13 protein-coding genes are annotated in these 16,383 nt (G+C 71.0%); 7 read left to right on the top strand and 6 right to left on the bottom strand.

Annotated features, from left to right (window positions below; translation table 11 throughout):
- Window positions 1-142: 142 nt before the first annotated feature.
- Both rsgA and aroA read right to left on the bottom strand, forming a co-directional pair.
- A complete protein-coding gene (gene rsgA / locus EDF50_RS04015; protein ID WP_123518223.1) occupies window positions 143-1,273 on the bottom strand; it encodes a ribosome small subunit-dependent GTPase A in 1,131 nt (376 codons plus the stop codon).
- Window positions 1,274-1,325: 52 nt separating this feature from the next.
- Complete coding sequence (gene aroA, locus EDF50_RS04010) at window positions 1,326-2,741, bottom strand: 3-phosphoshikimate 1-carboxyvinyltransferase (protein ID WP_123518222.1); 1,416 nt, start codon at window positions 2,739-2,741, stop codon at window positions 1,326-1,328.
- A 96-nt stretch (window positions 2,742-2,837) separates the two neighbouring features.
- Here aroA and EDF50_RS04005 point away from each other — a divergent pair, with 96 nt between their 5' ends.
- Genes EDF50_RS04005 through EDF50_RS03995 form a run of 3 tightly spaced genes read left to right on the top strand, consistent with a single transcriptional unit; the run spans window position 2,838 to window position 4,269 of the window.
- Entirely contained in the window at window positions 2,838-3,527 is a 690-nt protein-coding gene (locus EDF50_RS04005) for a sigma-70 family RNA polymerase sigma factor (RefSeq protein WP_123518221.1), read from the top strand.
- A complete protein-coding gene (locus tag EDF50_RS04000) occupies window positions 3,524-3,769 on the top strand; it encodes a zf-HC2 domain-containing protein (RefSeq protein WP_123518220.1) in 246 nt (81 codons plus the stop codon). Before EDF50_RS04005 ends, EDF50_RS04000 begins: the two co-directional genes overlap by 4 nt.
- Window positions 3,770-3,828: 59 nt before the next feature.
- Entirely contained in the window at window positions 3,829-4,269 is a 441-nt protein-coding gene (locus tag EDF50_RS03995; protein ID WP_123518219.1) for a GNAT family N-acetyltransferase, read from the top strand.
- Window positions 4,270-4,786: 517 nt separating this feature from the next.
- Here EDF50_RS03995 and EDF50_RS03990 read toward each other — a convergent pair.
- The gene (locus EDF50_RS03990; RefSeq protein WP_123518218.1) at window positions 4,787-8,560 is read right to left on the bottom strand and encodes a multifunctional oxoglutarate decarboxylase/oxoglutarate dehydrogenase thiamine pyrophosphate-binding subunit/dihydrolipoyllysine-residue succinyltransferase subunit; all 3,774 of its coding nucleotides are present in this window, start codon (window positions 8,558-8,560) and stop codon (window positions 4,787-4,789) included.
- Between the two features lie 122 nt (window positions 8,561-8,682).
- Between EDF50_RS03990 and EDF50_RS03985 the strand changes: the two genes are divergently transcribed.
- The 3 genes from EDF50_RS03985 (at window position 8,683) to EDF50_RS03975 (ending at window position 12,764) form a co-directional block, all read left to right on the top strand.
- Window positions 8,683-10,119 (top strand): GuaB1 family IMP dehydrogenase-related protein, encoded by a 1,437-nt coding sequence (locus tag EDF50_RS03985; RefSeq protein ID WP_123518217.1) that lies wholly within the window; start codon window positions 8,683-8,685, stop codon window positions 10,117-10,119.
- Window positions 10,120-10,275: 156 nt separating this feature from the next.
- Entirely contained in the window at window positions 10,276-11,727 is a 1,452-nt protein-coding gene (locus tag EDF50_RS03980) for a hemolysin family protein (RefSeq protein WP_123518216.1), read from the top strand.
- A complete protein-coding gene (locus EDF50_RS03975) occupies window positions 11,724-12,764 on the top strand; it encodes a hemolysin family protein (protein ID WP_123518215.1) in 1,041 nt (346 codons plus the stop codon). Before EDF50_RS03980 ends, EDF50_RS03975 begins: the two co-directional genes overlap by 4 nt.
- Window positions 12,765-12,860: 96 nt before the next feature.
- Here the strand turns inward: EDF50_RS03975 and EDF50_RS03970 are convergent, their stop codons facing one another.
- Together EDF50_RS03970 and EDF50_RS03965 are read right to left on the bottom strand one after the other, a co-directional pair.
- Window positions 12,861-13,994, bottom strand: a complete 1,134-nt coding sequence (locus tag EDF50_RS03970) for an NADH:flavin oxidoreductase/NADH oxidase (protein WP_123518214.1) — start codon at window positions 13,992-13,994, stop codon at window positions 12,861-12,863.
- 8 nt (window positions 13,995-14,002) lie between these two features.
- Entirely contained in the window at window positions 14,003-14,638 is a 636-nt protein-coding gene (locus EDF50_RS03965) for an HAD family phosphatase (protein WP_123518213.1), read from the bottom strand.
- 53 nt (window positions 14,639-14,691) lie between these two features.
- Between EDF50_RS03965 and EDF50_RS03960 the strand changes: the two genes are divergently transcribed.
- The gene (locus tag EDF50_RS03960) at window positions 14,692-15,525 is read left to right on the top strand and encodes an ADP/ATP-dependent (S)-NAD(P)H-hydrate dehydratase (protein WP_233570296.1); all 834 of its coding nucleotides are present in this window, start codon (window positions 14,692-14,694) and stop codon (window positions 15,523-15,525) included.
- A 102-nt stretch (window positions 15,526-15,627) separates the two neighbouring features.
- Here EDF50_RS03960 and EDF50_RS03955 read toward each other — a convergent pair whose 3' ends face one another.
- Window positions 15,628-16,317: a YceI family protein gene (locus EDF50_RS03955; RefSeq protein ID WP_123518212.1), complete on the bottom strand. Its 690-nt coding sequence runs from the start codon at window positions 16,315-16,317 to the stop codon at window positions 15,628-15,630.
- Between the last annotated feature and the right edge of the window lie 66 nt (window positions 16,318-16,383).

Here is a 16,383-nt window from a genome sequence, read left to right as displayed (position 1 = left end):
CCTGTCCGCCGGCTCGACCCGCGCCTCCTGCGCCTCGTCGCACCGCGTTTCGTGCACGGCACCGCGACTAGTCCCGGTGTGCTGCACGGAACGCGGTACGACAGCGCACGTCCGGCCCGTCGCCGGACGACGCGGGTGTGCGCTAGCCGAGCTCGTCGCTGCGGGCGTCGTCGGCGGCCGCGGCGAGGTCCCGACCGCTCACGCCGCCCTTGGACTGGAGCAGCGACTGCAGCGACTCGAGCCGTTCGCGGCCGACGTCGCCGAGCTCACCGGCCTCGACGCGGTCGACGATCTCCCAGTCGTGGGCCTCGGCCAGAGGGATGCCGTCGACCGGTTCGCCCTCGGCCGGGATCGCGTGCGCCGCGAACGACTTGAGGATGTTCTCGGGGTCGACGTGCCCGAGCCCGAACGACCGCACACCCGGGGTGTCGACGATCCAGCCGCCCGTCGGCACCTTGAACGACACCGTCGACGACGACGTGTGCCGCCCGCGCCCGGTGACGGCGTTGACCACGCCCACCTCGCGTCGCGACCCGGTCAGCGCGTTCACGAGGGTGGACTTGCCGACGCCCGAGTGGCCGACCGTGACCGTGACGTGGCCGTCGAGGACACCACGCAGCTCGTCGAGCGCGGGGGAGACCTGCCCGCCGGGCGCGACCTCGTCGAACGAGGTCGACGTCGTCGTGACGATGCGCAGGTCGAAGCACGAGAAGTGCGCCGCGAACGGCGCCGGGTCGGCGAGGTCGGTCTTCGTGATGCAGAGGATCGGTTCGACCCCCGCGTCGAACGCCGCGACCATGTACCGGTCGACGAGGCGCGGGCGCGGCTCGGGGTCGGCCGCGGCCACGACGATCAGCATCTGGTCGGCGTTGGCGACGATGACGCGCTCGACGGCGTCGCTGTCGTCGGCGCTGCGCCGCAACAGGGTGGACCGCTCGTGCACCTTGACGATCCGGGCGAGCGACCCCTCGGAGCCGCTCGTGTCGCCGACGACGCCGACCCGGTCGCCGGTCACGACGCTCTTCTTGCCGAGTTCGCGCGCCCGGGCCGTCGTGATCTCACGCTCGTCGGGAGTGCCCGCGTCCATCAGGACGCCGTAGCGGCCACGGTCGACCGTCCAGACGACGCCCTCCTCGGCGTTCGCGTAGGCCGGCCGCTGCTTGGTGCGCGGCTTGTTGCCCTTGGGGTTCGGGCGCACCCGCACCGAGCTCTCGTCGTACTCGCCGTAGTCGCGCTCGTCGTCGGCGTCGTCGCCGTCGCTCCACCAGCTCATCGCGTTCCGCCCATCGTCGACCGTGCCCCGCTCATCGTCGTCGGCCCGGCGCCTAGAGGAACCCGAGCAGGTCGATGTCGGCGGGGCTCTGGTGGACGGCCCGGCCGAGCATCTCGTCCCACAGCTCGACGAACTGCGGCAGCGTCTTGGCCACGACGCGGACGTCGTCGAGCTCGACCCCCTCGACCGCGAGGCCGATGATCGCCGCGGCGGTCGCCATGCGGTGGTCCTCGTAGGTGCGCCACTGGCCCGCGTGCAACGGGGACGGCTCGATGCGCAGGCCGTCCTCGAGCTCGGTCACCGCGCCTCCCAGGGCGTTGATCTCGGCCGCGAGGGCCGCGAGCCGGTCCGTCTCGTGACCACGCAGGTGACCGATGCCGGTGATCGTGCTGGGACCCGACGCGAGGGCGGCGAGGGCGACCAGCGCGGGGGCGAGTTCGCCGCCCCGCGAGAGGTCGACGTCGACGCCGGGCAGCGAGCCGCCGCCGACGAGGCCGACTCCGCCGTCGACGGTGAGGGTGTCGTCGTCGAGCGTGACGGTCGCCCCCCAGAGCGGCAGCAGGTCGATCAGGTCGGCTCCGACCTGGGTGGTGTCGGCCGGCCAGTGCGCGATCGAGACGGTCCCCCCGGCGACGAGGGCGGCCACGAGGAACGGCGCCGCGTTCGACAGGTCGGGCTCGATGACGACCTCACGCCCTGCGATCGCGGTCGGCGGGACGACCCAGGTGCCGGCGGTGGGCGACTCGACCTCGACCCCACGCCGCGCGAGCGCGTCGATCGTCATCTCGATGTGCGGCAGGCTCGGCAGGCGTTCGCCGGTGTGCGTCAGCGTGAGGCCGCGCTCGAAGCGGGGCGCCGAGAGCAGCAGACCCGAGACGAACTGGCTCGAGGCCGAGGCGTCGATCTCGACGGCGCCGCCCTCGACCTCGCCGGTGCCGTAGAGGCTGAACGGCAACATGCCCCGGCCGTCGTCGTTCACCTCGACGCCGAGAGCACGGAGGGCCTCGATCGTGGTGCGCATCGGGCGCTTGCGGGCACCGGCGTCACCGTCGAACGTGACCGGTCCGAGCGCGAGCGCCGCGACCGGGGGCAAGAACCGCATGACCGTGCCGGCCAGGCCGCAGTCGATCGTGGCGCCGCCCTGCAGCTCGCCGGGCGTGACGACCAGGTCGGGCCCGAAGGGGGAGTCGGACGGGAACTCGGCGACCGTCGTGCCCAACGCCTTGAGCGCCTCGATCATGAGCGCCGTGTCGCGGGAGTGCAGTGGCAGGCGCAACGTCGACGACGACGACGCCAGCGCCGAGAGCACCAGTTCGCGGTTCGTCAGCGACTTCGACCCGGGCAGGGACGTGGAGGCGCGCAGCGGCCCGGAGGCGGTGGGCGCGACCCAGCGACCCTCGTCGACCTCGGGAACCTTTCCGTCGCCGTAGGGGGAGAACTCGGGCCCGGAATACCTGTACACCTGCATCGGTTCACCACAGTAATGCAGCAAGAACCTGGAGGACCTGTGCCTGTCGCACTCGCACCGAGGGAAATCACCGTCGCCGAACTAGAATCGGCCCTGATGAGCACCCCCGAGGGCCACGAGCCCACACCGACCGATGCCGCCGTCGAACCGACCGAGGCCGACGTCGACGCCGCCCTCGAGGCCGTCGACGCCGACGCTGAGAAGCGCGCCCTGTTCGAAGAGCAGGCGCTCCCCTTCATGGACCAGCTCTACGCCGCGGGCATGCGCATGACGCGCAACCCGGCCGACGCCAGCGACCTCGTGCAAGAGACGTTCGTCAAGGCGTACGCGGCGTTCGCGCAGTTCCAGCAGGGCACCAACCTGAAGGCCTGGCTGTACCGCATCCAGACCAACACGTTCATCAACACGTACCGCAAGAAGCAGCGCGACCCCTACCAGGGCACGATCGACGAACTCGAGGACTGGCAGATGGGCGGCGCCGAGTCGGCGACCCGCGCCTCCGGCTCGACGCGCTCGGCCGAGGCCGAGGCGATCGACCACCTCCCCGACAGTGCCGTGAAGGACGCCCTGCAGAAGGTCCCCGAGGACTTCCGCATGGCCGTGTACTTCGCCGACGTCGAAGGCTTCTCGTACCAAGAGATCGCCGACATCATGAAGACCCCCGTGGGCACCGTGATGAGCCGCCTGCACCGCGGCCGTCGCCTGCTCCGTGAACTCCTCGCCGACTACGCACGCGATCGTGGCATCGCCGTGCCCGCCGGCTCGTCGAAGGGCGGAAAGAAATGACCGACTGCGGTTGCACCAAGGCCAAGGCAGAGCTCGAGGACTACCTGCACAACGAGTTGTGCCGCGAGGACGCGGCCGACATCCGCGAGCACATGGCGAACTGCTCCGACTGCTCGGGCGAGCACGAGGTCGGCGTCGTGCTGACCGAGGCGGTCCAGCGCGCCTGCCGCGAGACGGCACCCGAAGACCTGCGGGCCACCGTGCTGGCCCGGCTCCGCGAGTTGCAGTCCGCCCACCGCTAGCCCCGGCCACCAGGCGCACCCGGTCGTCACACGTCGAGCGCCTGCGCTAGCGTCGTGGCATGACCGCACCGGTGCAGCCCCTCGGCATCCCGACCACCAGCGACCTCGACGACCTCGTGTCGTTGATCGGACTGCTGGGCTACACGCTCGACACCGACGTGCTGTCGACCCGCCTGGCGCGGCTGACGGCCGACGCGGGGCACGAGACGTGGGTCGTGCGCGGTGACGAGGGGCGCATCACGGCGGTGGCCGGCGGTCACGTCGTGTGGGCCTACAACGACGACGCGCCGACGGCCGAGCTGTTGCTGCTCGTCGTGTCCGCCGAAGCCCGACGTGACGGCGTCGGCTCGTACCTGCTCGGGCACTTCGAAGCCTGGGCCCGGGGGCACCGGGCGCGGGTGCTCAACGCGGTCTCGGCCGCGGCCACGGATTCGGCCAACCGCTTCTACCGCAAGCGCGGGTACCACGAGGCCGGCGTCCGCTACTCGAAGCTGATCTGACCGCCGCGGTTTCCTGCCGCCGCGACAGCGGCATCACCGTGGGCTGAACCTGCCGCCCGCGGTCGTCGACTCAGGACTCCCGTTGCGCTTCGTGTGAACATGCCCGGACGCGCACATGCTTCCGAGCCACCGCCCCTGCGCTGCCGCCGACGTCCCAGGTCACAGGTCGCGGGGCGCGTGTCGCGGGGGCGTACGTCGGCAACTCCTGGCTGGTGTCGTCGGGCGGCGGTCTGAGGGGTACTGCGCGTGCAGGAGTCCTGAGTTGCCGACAGCAGGGCCGAAACAAGGGCCCGGGCCGAGTTCGGCTCGGAGTGTCGGCGCGGGAGCGAACGTGCCTGCGGGCGTGGTCGGGCGCGTGTCGGCGACTCAGGAGAACGGTCGAGGATCGGGCGGTGGTCGGGCGGCGCGGCGACAGGAGCCCTGAGTTGCCGACGCGCGACGTCGGCGACGGAGACGGAGACGAGAGATGAGAGACGAGGCGGGGACGAGCGGCCACGGTCGTCCGGGCGGTGGGCGTCTACAGGTCGAGCGCCTCGGCGATCAGGGCCGCTTGCTGCACCGCGCTCGCCTTGTTCGACCCGGCGGCCGGCGAGGCCGACGCGGGACGTGAGGCGACACGGATCTGTCGGTCGAGGTGCTTCTGCAGCTCGAGCACGACGAACGGCCAGGCTCCCTGGTTCTCGGGCTCTTCTTGCGCCCAGACCAGCTCGGCCGACGGGTAGCGGTCGAGCACGCGACGGATCTCGTCGAGCGGCAGCGGGTAGAGCTGCTCGAGGCGGACCAGAGCGACGTCGTTCTGGACGCCACGCTTGTCGAGCTCGGTCGAGAGGTCGTAGTGGATCTTGCCGCTGTGCAGCACGACGCGCTTCGTGGACTCGGGCTCGGTCACCCGCGTGCAGTCGAGCACCGGCTCGAAGCGACCCGTGGTGAACGCGTCGACCCCGCTGGTCGCTCCACGCAGTCGCAGCATGGCCTTCGGGGTAAAGACCACGAGCGGACGACGCGGGCGGGCGTAGGCCTGACGACGCAGCAGGTGGAAGTACGACGCGGGCGTCGACGGCCGCGCGATCGTCATGTTGTCCTCGGCGCAGAGCTGCAGGAAGCGCTCCATGCGGGCGGACGAGTGGTCGGGGCCCTGGCCCTCGTAGCCGTGCGGCAGCAGCAGCACGACGCTGGACCGCTGGCCCCACTTCTGCTCGGCCGACGAGATGAACTCGTCGATGACGGTCTGGGCACCGTTGCTGAAGTCGCCGAACTGGGCTTCCCACAGCACGAGCGCGTCGGCCCGTTCGACCGAGTAGCCGTACTCGAAGGCCATGGCCGCGTACTCGCTGAGCAGCGAGTCGTAGATCCAGAGCTTCGCCTGGTCGTCGGCGATGTTCTGCAGCGGCAGCCACTCCTGGCCGTTCTCGCGGTCGTGCAGCACCGAGTGTCGCTGCACGAAGGTGCCACGCCGGCTGTCCTGCCCCGCGAGGCGCACGGGGGTGCCCTCGGTCAGCAGCGAGCCGAAGGCGAGCAGCTCGGCGAAGGCCCAGTCGATGCCGCCGTTGCGGCTCATGTCGACGCGCTTCTTGAGCAGCTGCTGAAGCTTCGGGTGCACCGAGAACCCGGCCGGCGGGTTGTCGTGGGCGTCGCCGATGTCGTGCACGAGCTCGAGCGAGACGCCCGTGCTCTCGGGCTCGCCCCGGGCGTCGTCCTGCTGGGCGGCGGGCCGTTCGAGGTCGGCGACGTCGCCGTCGTCGCTCGTGACGACCGGGATCGAGCCGGTCTGCGCGGCGTGCGTCTCGGCGAAGGCGCGCTCGAGACGGTCCTGGAAGTCGCGGTGGGCGCCGTCGTACTCGTCTTGCGTGATGTCGCCGCGGCCGACGAGGGCCTCGGTGTAGAGGGTGCGCACCGAACGCTTCTGCTCGATGAGGTTGTACATCAGCGGCTGGGTCATCGAGGGGTCGTCGCCCTCGTTGTGGCCGCGTCGGCGATAGCAGACGAGGTCGATGACGATATCGCGCTTGAACTGCTGACGGTACGAGAACGCGAGCTCGGCGACACGGGCCACGGCCTCGGGGTCGTCGCCGTTCACATGGAAGATCGGCGCCTGGATCGTCTTGGCGACGTCGGTCGAGTACACCGACGTGCGCGACTCGGACGGCGGCGTCGTGAAGCCCACCTGGTTGTTGATGACGACGTGGATGGTGCCGCCCACGCGGTAACCGCGCAGCTGCGACATCTGCAGCGTCTCGACCACGACGCCCTGCCCGGCCATGGCCGCGTCGCCGTGGATCAGGATGGGCAGGGTGCTGAACGCACCGGCCGTCCCCCTGTCTTGCTTGGCGCGCACGATGCCCTCGAGCACGCCGTCGCCGGCCTCGAGGTGCGACGGGTTCGCGGCCAGGTACACGGGGATGGTCTCGCCGACGGCACTGGTGAACTCGCCCTCGGTGCCGAGGTGGTACTTGACGTCGCCCGACCCCTGGACGGTCTTGGGGTCTTGCGTGCCCTCGAACTCGCGGAAGATCTGGCCGTACGTCTTGCCGGCGATGTTCGTCAGCACGTTGAGGCGGCCGCGGTGGGCCATGCCGATCGCGACCTCGTCGAGACCCTCGCGGGCGGCGTGCTGCATGACCGTGTCGAGCAGCGAGATGGTGGACTCGCCACCTTCGAGGCTGAAGCGCTTCTGGCCGACGTACTTCGTCTGCAGGAAGGTCTCGAAGGCCTCGGCCTCGTTGAGTTTGGCCAGGATGCGCATCTGCTCGTCGTGCGAGGGCTTCGTGTACGGCACCTCGAGGTGCTCTTGAATCCACGTGCGCTGGGCGGGATCTTGGATGTGCATGTACTCGACGCCGATGGTGCGGCAGTACGAGTCGCGCAGGATGCCGAGGATGTCGCGCAGCAGGGCGTGCGTCCGGCCACCCAGGCCACCGGTGACGAACTCGCGGTCGAGGTCCCAGAAGGTGAGCCCGTGGCTCTCGATGGCCAGGTCGGGGTGCGTGCGCTGGCGGTACTCGAGCGGGTCGATGTCGGCCATCAGGTGGCCGCGGACCCGGTAGCTGTTGATCAGCTCTTGGACGCGGGCCGTCTTGCTGACGCGCTCGGCCAGGTTGACGTTGATGTCGGCGTTCCAGTGGATCGGCTCGTACGGGATGCGCAGCGCCGCGAAGATGTCCTCGTAGAAGCCGCGCTGCCCGATCAGCAGTTCGTGCACCTTCTTGAGGAACTCACCGGAGCCCGCGCCCTGAATCACACGGTGGTCGTAGGTGCTGGTCAGCGTGATGGTCTTGCCGATGCCCAGTTCGACGAGCGTCTTCGAGGCCGAACCCTGGAACTCGGCCGGGTAGTCGAGCGCGCCGGCGCCGATGATGGCCCCCGCGCCCTTCATCAGGCGCGGCACGCTGTGCACGGTGCCGATGCCGCCCGGGTTGGTCAACGAGATCGTGTTGCCCTGGAAGTCGGCGGCCGCGAGCTTGTTGTCGCGAGCACGCTTGACGATGTCCTCGTAGGCGGTAAGGAACTCGCCGAAGTGCATCTCTTCGGCCTTCTTGATGCCGGGCACGAGCAGGGCGCGGGTGCCGTCGGGCTTCGGGATGTCGATCGCGAGGCCGAGGTTGACGTGAGCCGGCGTGACGACCGACGGCTTGCCGTCGACCTCGTCGTAGTAGACGTTCTGGCTCGGGAACTCTTTGAGCGCCTGCACCAGGGCCCAGCCGATGAGGTGCGTGAACGACACCTTGCCGCCGCGTGCGCGCTTGAGGTGGTTGTTGATGACGATGCGGTTGTCGATCATCAGCTTCGCCGGGATCGTGCGGACGCTCGTCGCGGTGGGCACCGTGAGGCTGGCGTCCATGTTGGTCGCGAGCGACTTGGCCATGCCACGCAGCGGCGAGACGACGTTCTCGGCCTCGGGCGTGGGCTGCTCGCCGGGCGTCGCGGGCTTCGCCTTGGCCTTGTCGGGCACCTGGGCCGGGATCGGCTTCGCCGCCGGTTCGACCGAGGTGGTGCGCGCGGCGGCCTTCTGGCCTGCGGCCCCGGCGGCGGGCGCGGCGGCCTCGGCCGCGGGCGCGTCACCGCTCGACGACGCAGAAGGCGCAGGTGCGGTCTCGACGGACGGCGCGGCGGGCGACACGGGGGCGGACCCGCCCTCGGGCGGCGTGTAGGCCTCGAGGATCGGCCACCACGATTCGTCGACCGAGTTCTTGTCGACCACCCACTGCTCGTAGAGCTCGTCGACGAGCCACTCGTTGGCCCCGAACTCCGCCGCAGCGCCGTCGTCAGTTGTACCGGTCACGTGGCTTGACACAGCCGATCGCCCACTCTCCGTTGATTGTTGATCAGTGCGTGGGCAGCGACGCCCACCTCGCCCAGCTTAAGCGCAAACGGCTCGACCTCGGCGGGACGACTCACAGGGATTACCGTGGACCCATGCGGTTCTACGAGACGACCCCCACGCACGATCTGACCTACTCCGACGTGTTCCTCGTCCCGAGCCGGTCGTCGATCACCAGCAGGCTCGACGTGTCCCTCGCCCCGGGCGACGGCACCGGAGCCACGATCCCGATCGTATCGGCCAACATGAACTCGGTCACGGGCCCGCGCCTCGCGGCGACCCTGGCCCGGCGCGGCGGCCTCGGCGTGCTGCCGCAGGACATGCACCTGCAAGACCTCGACGCGGCCATCCGCTGGGTCAAGGCCCAGCCCGTCGACTACGACACGCCGTACTCGCTCGACGCGGCGCAGACCGTCGAGCAGGCGCTCTCCGTCGTCCCGGCGGTCGAGGGTCACGGCATCGTGCTGCACGACGGCACGGGTGCCTACCTGGGCTGCATCGCCACCTCGCGTCTGGCCACGGCCCCGCGTGACGCCGTGCTCGGCGACCTGCTGCACGGGGCCCTGACCTCGCTCGACGCCGACGACGTCGACAGCCCACGCGACGCGTTCGACCGCATGGTCGCGGCCGACATCCACTTCGCCCCCGTGCTCCGGCACGGTCAGGTCGTCGGCACGGTGAGCCGCAAGAGCGCCTTGCGGTCGACGATCTATCAGCCCGCCGTCGACGCCGACGGTCGCCTGCGGGTCGCCGCGGCCATCGGAATCAACGGCGACGTCGCGGGCAAGGCCCGGGCGCTCGCCGCAGCGGGTGTCGACGTGCTCGTGATCGACACGGCGCACGGCGACCAGGACGGCATGATCCGGGCCGTGCAGGCGGTGTCCTCCCTCGACCTGGGCCTGCCGATCGTCGCGGGCAACGTCGTCACCGAAGAGGCCGTCCGGCACCTCGTGGCGGCCGGCGCGTCGATCGTCAAGGTGGGCGTCGGACCGGGCGCCATGTGCACCACGCGCATGATGACCGCCGTCGGTCGCCCCCAGTTCTCGGCCGTGCTCGAGACGGCCGCCACGGCTCGCGCCCTCGGCGCGCACGTCTGGGCCGACGGCGGCGTGCGGTACCCGCGCGACGTGGCGTTGGCCCTCGCGGCGGGTGCGTCGTCGGTGATGATCGGCTCGTGGTTCGCCGGCACCATCGAGGCGCCGGGTGAGCTGGCGAGCGACGAGCGGGGTCTCTACAAAGAGAGCTGGGGCATGGCCTCGACCAAGGCCGTGCGCGGTCGCTTCGAGCGCCTCGACCCGTACGAGCTGGCCCGCAAGACGCTCTTCGCCGAGGGCATCTCGTCGTCCAAGATCTACCTCGACCCGCTCCGACCCGGCCTCGAAGACCTCCTAGACATGATCACGTCGGGCGTCCGCAGCTCGTTCACCTACGCCGGGGCGACCTCCGTCCCCGAGTTCGCCGATCGCGCGCTCGTCGGCGTCCAGTCGGCGGCCGGTTACGAAGAGGGCAAGGCGCTCCCCGTCAGCTGGTGAGGCCGCGTGAGGACGAACGACGGAAATCGTGCACGTGCCGTAAGATCTCCCGTCTATGGATGACCCTCCGTCTCAGACGACCGCACCCTCGCACCATCGCACGCCGCGCCTCCTGACCACGGGCCCCATCACCTCCGAGCGGGGTGAGGGCACCCGGTGAACGAGTGGATACTGCTCGCGTTCGGCCTGCTGCTCACCGTCGGCACCGGCCTCTTCGTGGCCAGCGAGTTCTCGCTGGTCAACCTCGACCGGTCCGACCTCGAGGCCCGTCAGTCCCGGGGTGAGAAGGGGCTCGCGGCGACCATCGGTGCGCTGCGCATCACCTCGACCCACCTGTCGAGCGCCCAGCTCGGCATCACGTTGACCACCCTGCTGACCGGCTACACGATGGAGCCCGCGATCTCGCGGCTCCTCTCGCCGCCGCTCACCGCCGTCGGGGTGCCCGAGGGGGTCGTCGCGGTCGGCGCGCCGATCGTCTCGATCGTCGTCGCCACCCTGCTGTCGATGATCATCGGCGAGCTCGTTCCCAAGAACTTCGCGCTCGCGTTGCCGCTCGAGACGGCGAAGCTGGTCATCCCGTTCCAGGTGCTGTTCACCACGGTGTTCAAACCCGCCGTCGCCCTGCTCAACAACACGGCCAACGCCGTGTTGCGTGCCATGGGCATCGAGCCGAAAGAAGAGCTGTCGGGCGCTCGAACGGCCGAAGAGCTCTCGTCGCTCGTCCGTCGTTCGGCGACCGAGGGCAGCCTCGACCGCGACACGGCGACCCTGCTGGCCCGGACGCTCGTCTTCAGCGACCACACCGCCTCCGACGTCATGACGCCGCGACCCCGCCTGTCGACCGTCGCGCGCGGCGACTCCGCCGAGACCGTCCTCGAGCTGGCTCGGCGCACCGGCTACTCGCGGTTCCCGGTGACCGACGACGGGATCGACGACGTCGTGGGCCTCGTGCACGTCAAGCAGGCCGTCTCGGTGCCGCGCGAGAAGCGGGCCGACGTGCCCGTCTCGGCGCTGCTGACCGACGCCGTCCGGGTTCCCGAGACGATGACCCTCGACAACCTGCTGGGCGAGGTCCGTGGTCGCGGCTACCAGATGGCCGTCGTGGTCGACGAGTACGGCGGCACCGCCGGCGTCGTGACCCTCGAAGACCTCATCGAAGAATTGGTCGGCGAGGTCAGCGACGAGCACGACCGCAGCCGCGTCGACGTGGTGCGGTCACGCAACTGGTTGACCTTCCCCGGTCTGCTGCGCCCCGACGAACTGCTCGAGCGCGCCTCGGTCAAGGTGCCGGAGGACGGCCCCTACGAGACGGTCGGCGGTTGGTTGATGAGCGAGCTCGGACGCCTGCCCAAGATCGGCGACGTGGTCGAGACCGACGACGGGGTCTTCCGCGTCGAACGGCTCGACGGCCGACGCATCGACCGCATCCGCTTCACGCCCACGCCCGACGAGGTGGCCGAGGCCACGGCGATCGAGCCGGGCCGACGGGACGGGCGCGACGGGCGCGACCGCTCGGGCCGACGTGACCCCAAGGTGCTGCCCGAGAAGGTGCGCACGGGCGTCGAGGACGACCGGCGCGCCGTCCGCACGCGAGAGGTGACCCGATGAGCAGCGACTGGTGGGGCATCGTCTGGCTCGTCGTGCTGCTCGCCGGCAACGCGTTCTTTGTGGCCGCCGAGTTCGCCGTCATCTCGGCGCGACGGTCGCAGATCGAGCCCAAGGCCGAGGCGGGCAGTCGGGCCGCCAAGACGACGCTGTGGGCCATGGAGCACGCGACGATGATGCTCGCGACGACCCAGCTCGGCATCACGATCTGCTCGCTGCTGATCCTCAACGTGTCCGAGCCGTCGATCCACCACCTGCTCGAGGGGCCGCTCGGGTGGACGGGGCTCAGCCCCGAGCTGGTCAGCGTCGTCGGTTTCGTCATCACGCTGGTGCTCGTGTCGTTCCTGCACGTCGTGTTCGGCGAGATGGTGCCGAAGAACATCTCGTTCTCGCTGCCGGACCGCGCCGCACTGCTGCTCGCCCCGCCGCTCGTCGCCATCGCCCGCGTGCTGCACGTGGTCGTGCTGGCCCTCAACCATTCGGCCAACGCCGTGCTGCGGGCATTCAAGGTCGAGCCGAAGGACGAGGCGACGAGCGCCTACACGGTCGACGAGGTGGCCACCATCGTCGCCCAGTCGCAACGCGAGGGCATGATCACCGACGCCACCGGTACGGTGCGGGCCGCGTTCGAGTTCACCGAGAAGACCGTCGCCCAGACGGCCGTCCCGATGGACCAACTCGTCACCCTGCCCGAGGACGCGACCCCGCACGACGTCGAGCGCGCGGTCGCCCAGCGCGGCTTCTCGCGCTACGTGCTGGTCGACGACGCAGGAGACCCCACGGGGTACCTGCACCTGAAGGACGTCATCGACCTCGCCGAGGACGAGTTCGCCGACCCGGTGCCGCCGAAGCGCATCCGTCAGCTGATCTCGATCTTCCAGGGCACCGAGCTCGAGGACGCCCTGGCGACCATGCGTCGCAGTGGGGTCCACGTCGCGCGCTCCTTCGACGAGTCCGGCGCCACGCGAGGCGTGCTGTTCCTCGAGGACATCCTCGAAGAGCTGATCGGCGAGGTGCAGGACGCGACCAGGCGTCGCTGAGCGAGCCCGCGCGGACGACACGACCCGCGCCTCCCGACCCCGAGAGGGCGAGGAGGCGCGGGTCGCGTCGTGCGTGGCCGGTACGGCCCCGGCGACTCAGCGCACGCGGAACGGCGCGCGCTGGTACTGCGGTGGGGTGTAGTCCAGTTCGACCCCGAGCTCGGCCGCGGCGCGCAGGGGGAAGTGTGGGTCGCGCAAGAACTCGCGGGCCATCAGGACGACGTCGGCCCGGCCGCTCGCGACGACCTCGTTCGCCTGCTCGGCTCCGACGATGAGGCCGACGGCCCCGGTCTCGACGCGGCCCTGCGTGCGGACGTGCTCGGCGAAGCGCACCTGGTAGCCGAGGCCGACCGGGATGCTCACCCCGGCGACGAGGCCGCCGGTCGAGATGTCGAACAGGTCGGCGCCGGCGTCGCGCGCCCAGGCGGCGACGGTCGCGGTGTCGTCCTCGTTCCAGCCACCGTCGGCCCAGTCGGTCGCCGAGAAGCGGACCAGCAGCGGGTACTCGTCGCCGACCTCGGCACGGACGGCCGCGACGACCTCGAGCAGGAAGCGCGCACGGTTCTCGAGCGGCCCGCCGTACCGGTCGTCGCGCTCGTTGCTCAGCGGCGAGAGGAACTGGTGCAGCAGGTAGCCGTGGGCCGCGTGCAGCTCGATCAGCTCGAAGCCTGCGTCGATCGAGCGGCGCGCGGCGACGCGGAACGCCTCGACGAGGCCCCCCACCGCCTCGGTGGTCAGCGCGACGGGCTCGTCGTAGCCCTCGAAGGCCACGGCCGAAGGGGCGACGGTGGTCCAGCCGCCCTCGTCGGCGGGGACGGTGCCCTGCGTCTCGCTCCACGGGCGGAAAGTCGAGGCCTTGCGGCCCGCGTGCGCGAGCTGTACGCCCGGCACCGAGCCCTGGGAGCGGATGAAGGCCGTGATCGGGCGGAACGCCTCGACCTGGGCGTCGTTCCAGAGTCCCAGGTCTTGCGGCGAGATGCGTCCCTCGGGCGTGACCGACGTGGCCTCGGCGATGACCGCACCCGCGCCTCCTCGGGCGAGCGAGCCCAGGTGCACGAGGTGCCAGTCGGTGGGGACGCCGTCCTCGAGCTCGGCCGAGTACTGGCACATGGGCGCGACCCAGAGCCGGTTGCGGAAGGCCTGCCCGCGGAGGGTGATCGGGTCGAAGAGGCCGACGGGGGCGTCGGAGGGGGTCGTGGGGGCGGGTGCCGTCTGTGCTGCGTTCGTCACGAGGGGGGTCAGCGCCTTTCGGTGGGGAGGGCCGCGAGCTCTTCGACGAAGCGCCGGAGGGGCTCGGGGCCGGTGAACAGGTGCCCGGTGATGCCGAGTTCCTGGGCGGCCTCGACGTTGTCGGACCTGTTGTCGATGAACACCGTGTCGGCGGCCGTTGTTCCGAGTTCGGCCAGGAGGTGCTCGAAGATCGTGGCCGACGGCTTGAGGTCGTCGAGCTCGGCGCTCACGAAGACGCGCTCGAACAGCTCGCCGAGGGGCGAGTGGCGAAACGGCGACGCGAAGTCGAGGCCGGCGTTCGAGAGGACGGCCAGGCGCGTGCCGCCGTCGGCCAGATCCGAGATGACGTCGAGGGTGCCGGGCTCGGGGACGAACCACGACGGGAAGTCGGCGGCCCAGAGTTCGTGCACCCGGGTGCGGGTCCACACGGCGCCGGTGTCCGCCTCGATGGCTCGCCAGTACCCGCCGGCGCCGAGCGTGCCGCGGTCGAGGGCGTGCCGGTGGCGGCCGTAGCTGGGCCAGAGCACGCCCGGGTCGACGCCGGCCAACTGCTCGATGCGGCGGCGGGAGGCCTCGTCGGGGAAGCGCGCGATCACCTCGCCGTAGTCGAAGACGACGGTGCGGCCGGGGAGGGAGATGCTCATCGCTCCACCGTATCGGCGGACCCGGTGCAGGCGGGCCCGACTACCGTCGAGGCGTGACCATCGACACCCGCTTCGCCGACTGGACCCCCTCCGACGCCTCCGACTGGATCGCCGTCCCCTCCGAGAACGACGACAAGTACAGCCGCGGCGTACTCGGTGTCGTGACCGGCTCGAGCGCGTACCCGGGCGCCGCCGTGCTCGGCGTCGAGGCCGCACTGCACACCGGGGTCGGCATGCTGCGCTACCTCGGCCCGGCCCGCGCCTCCGACTTCGTGCTGCACCGTCGGCCCGAGGCGGTGACGAGCCCGGGGCGCGTGCAGGCGTGGTTGCTCGGTTCGGGGGTCGATCCCGACCACCTCGACGACGAGACGCGCGACGGGTTCGCGACCGGCGCCTCCTCGGGGCTGCCGCTCGTGCTCGACGCCGGTGCGCTGGCGCTGCGCGAGCAGGCGACCGGGCCCGTCGTCCTGACACCGCACTTCCGCGAGCTGGCCCGGGCCTCGGGGCGTGAGGTCGACGACGTCGCCGCCGATCCGGCCGGCGCCGCCGAACGGGCCGCGGGGGAGTGGGGCTGCACCGTGCTCGTCAAAGGGCACCGCACGTACGTCGCCTCGCCCGGCGGCACGCGGCTCGTCGCGGCCAGTGCCCCGTCGTGGCTCGCGACCGCGGGGGCGGGTGACGCCCTCGGGGGAGTCCTGGGCGCGCTGGTCGCGACACACGCCGACGAAGTCGCCGAGGACGAGGAGGCGCTGGCCCGGTTGGCCGCGACGGCCGCGGTCGTCCACGGCCTCGCCGCGTCCCGCGCCAGCGCCGGCGGGCCCGTCACCGTGCTCGGCCTGATCGACGCCCTGCCCGCCACGATCGCCGAGCTGCTGAGCCCGGCCTGAGCCCGGCCGTGTGACACGGCCCCACGAACCGAGCGTCGCACCACCGAAGTCGGTGGTGCGACGCCCAGTCGGTGGTGCGACGCCCGCCGACGAGCGCGGGGGTCAGGAGGCGGGGGTCGCCGCCACGAGGAACTCGACCGTTCCCTCGTCTTCGACCTTGACGAAGCCGAGGCTCGGCGCCTCGACGCCGTAGTCCGAGAAGGTCACCGGGATCGACCCGCTCACCTGCACGCCGTCACCCGAGAGCGCCGCCTGCAGCGGGACGGTCACCGTCTTCGTGACGCCGTGCATGGTCAGTTCGCCGGTCGCGTCGACGCTCGCCACCTCGCCGTCGGACGGAACCGCGGCCTCGATCGGCTGGGACAGCGTGAAGGTGGCCGTCGGGTACTGGTTCACCTGCATGGCGGTGCCCCGGAAGTAGTCGTCGCGGTTGCCGCTGTCGGTCGCGATCGAGGCCACGTCGACGTCGATCGTCGCGGCCGAGATGGTCGTGCCGTCGACCGTGATGGTGCCCGACACCTGGTCGGTGCTGCCCACGACGGTGACGTCGGTGCCGTTGAGCACCTCGTCGACGCGGTAGCCGGCGGTGCTGCCGTCGCCGATGGTCCAGTCGCCGGTCAGCTGGTCGGGGTCGAGGGTGCTCGCTCCGGGGGTGAGGGCGGCGGTGGGCGCCGCCTCGGGTTCGCCCACGACGAGGTCGCGGTAGATGACGGGGCCGGCGAAGGCTGCGGTGGCCCCCAACACGACGACGACGGCGGCGACGCCGAGCACGATGGTGGTCTTCTTCTTCATGGTGGTCGTCCTTCGGAGGGGTCGGCGTGACGCGCGGCGAGTCCACGGGGCTGACCCGATGGTGAC

Origin of the sequence: Frigoribacterium sp. PhB24, assembly GCF_003755185.1 — a bacterium.
Taxonomy (GTDB): Bacteria; Actinomycetota; Actinomycetes; order Actinomycetales; family Microbacteriaceae; genus Frigoribacterium.
This window is presented reverse-complemented; position numbering and strand designations above follow the sequence as displayed.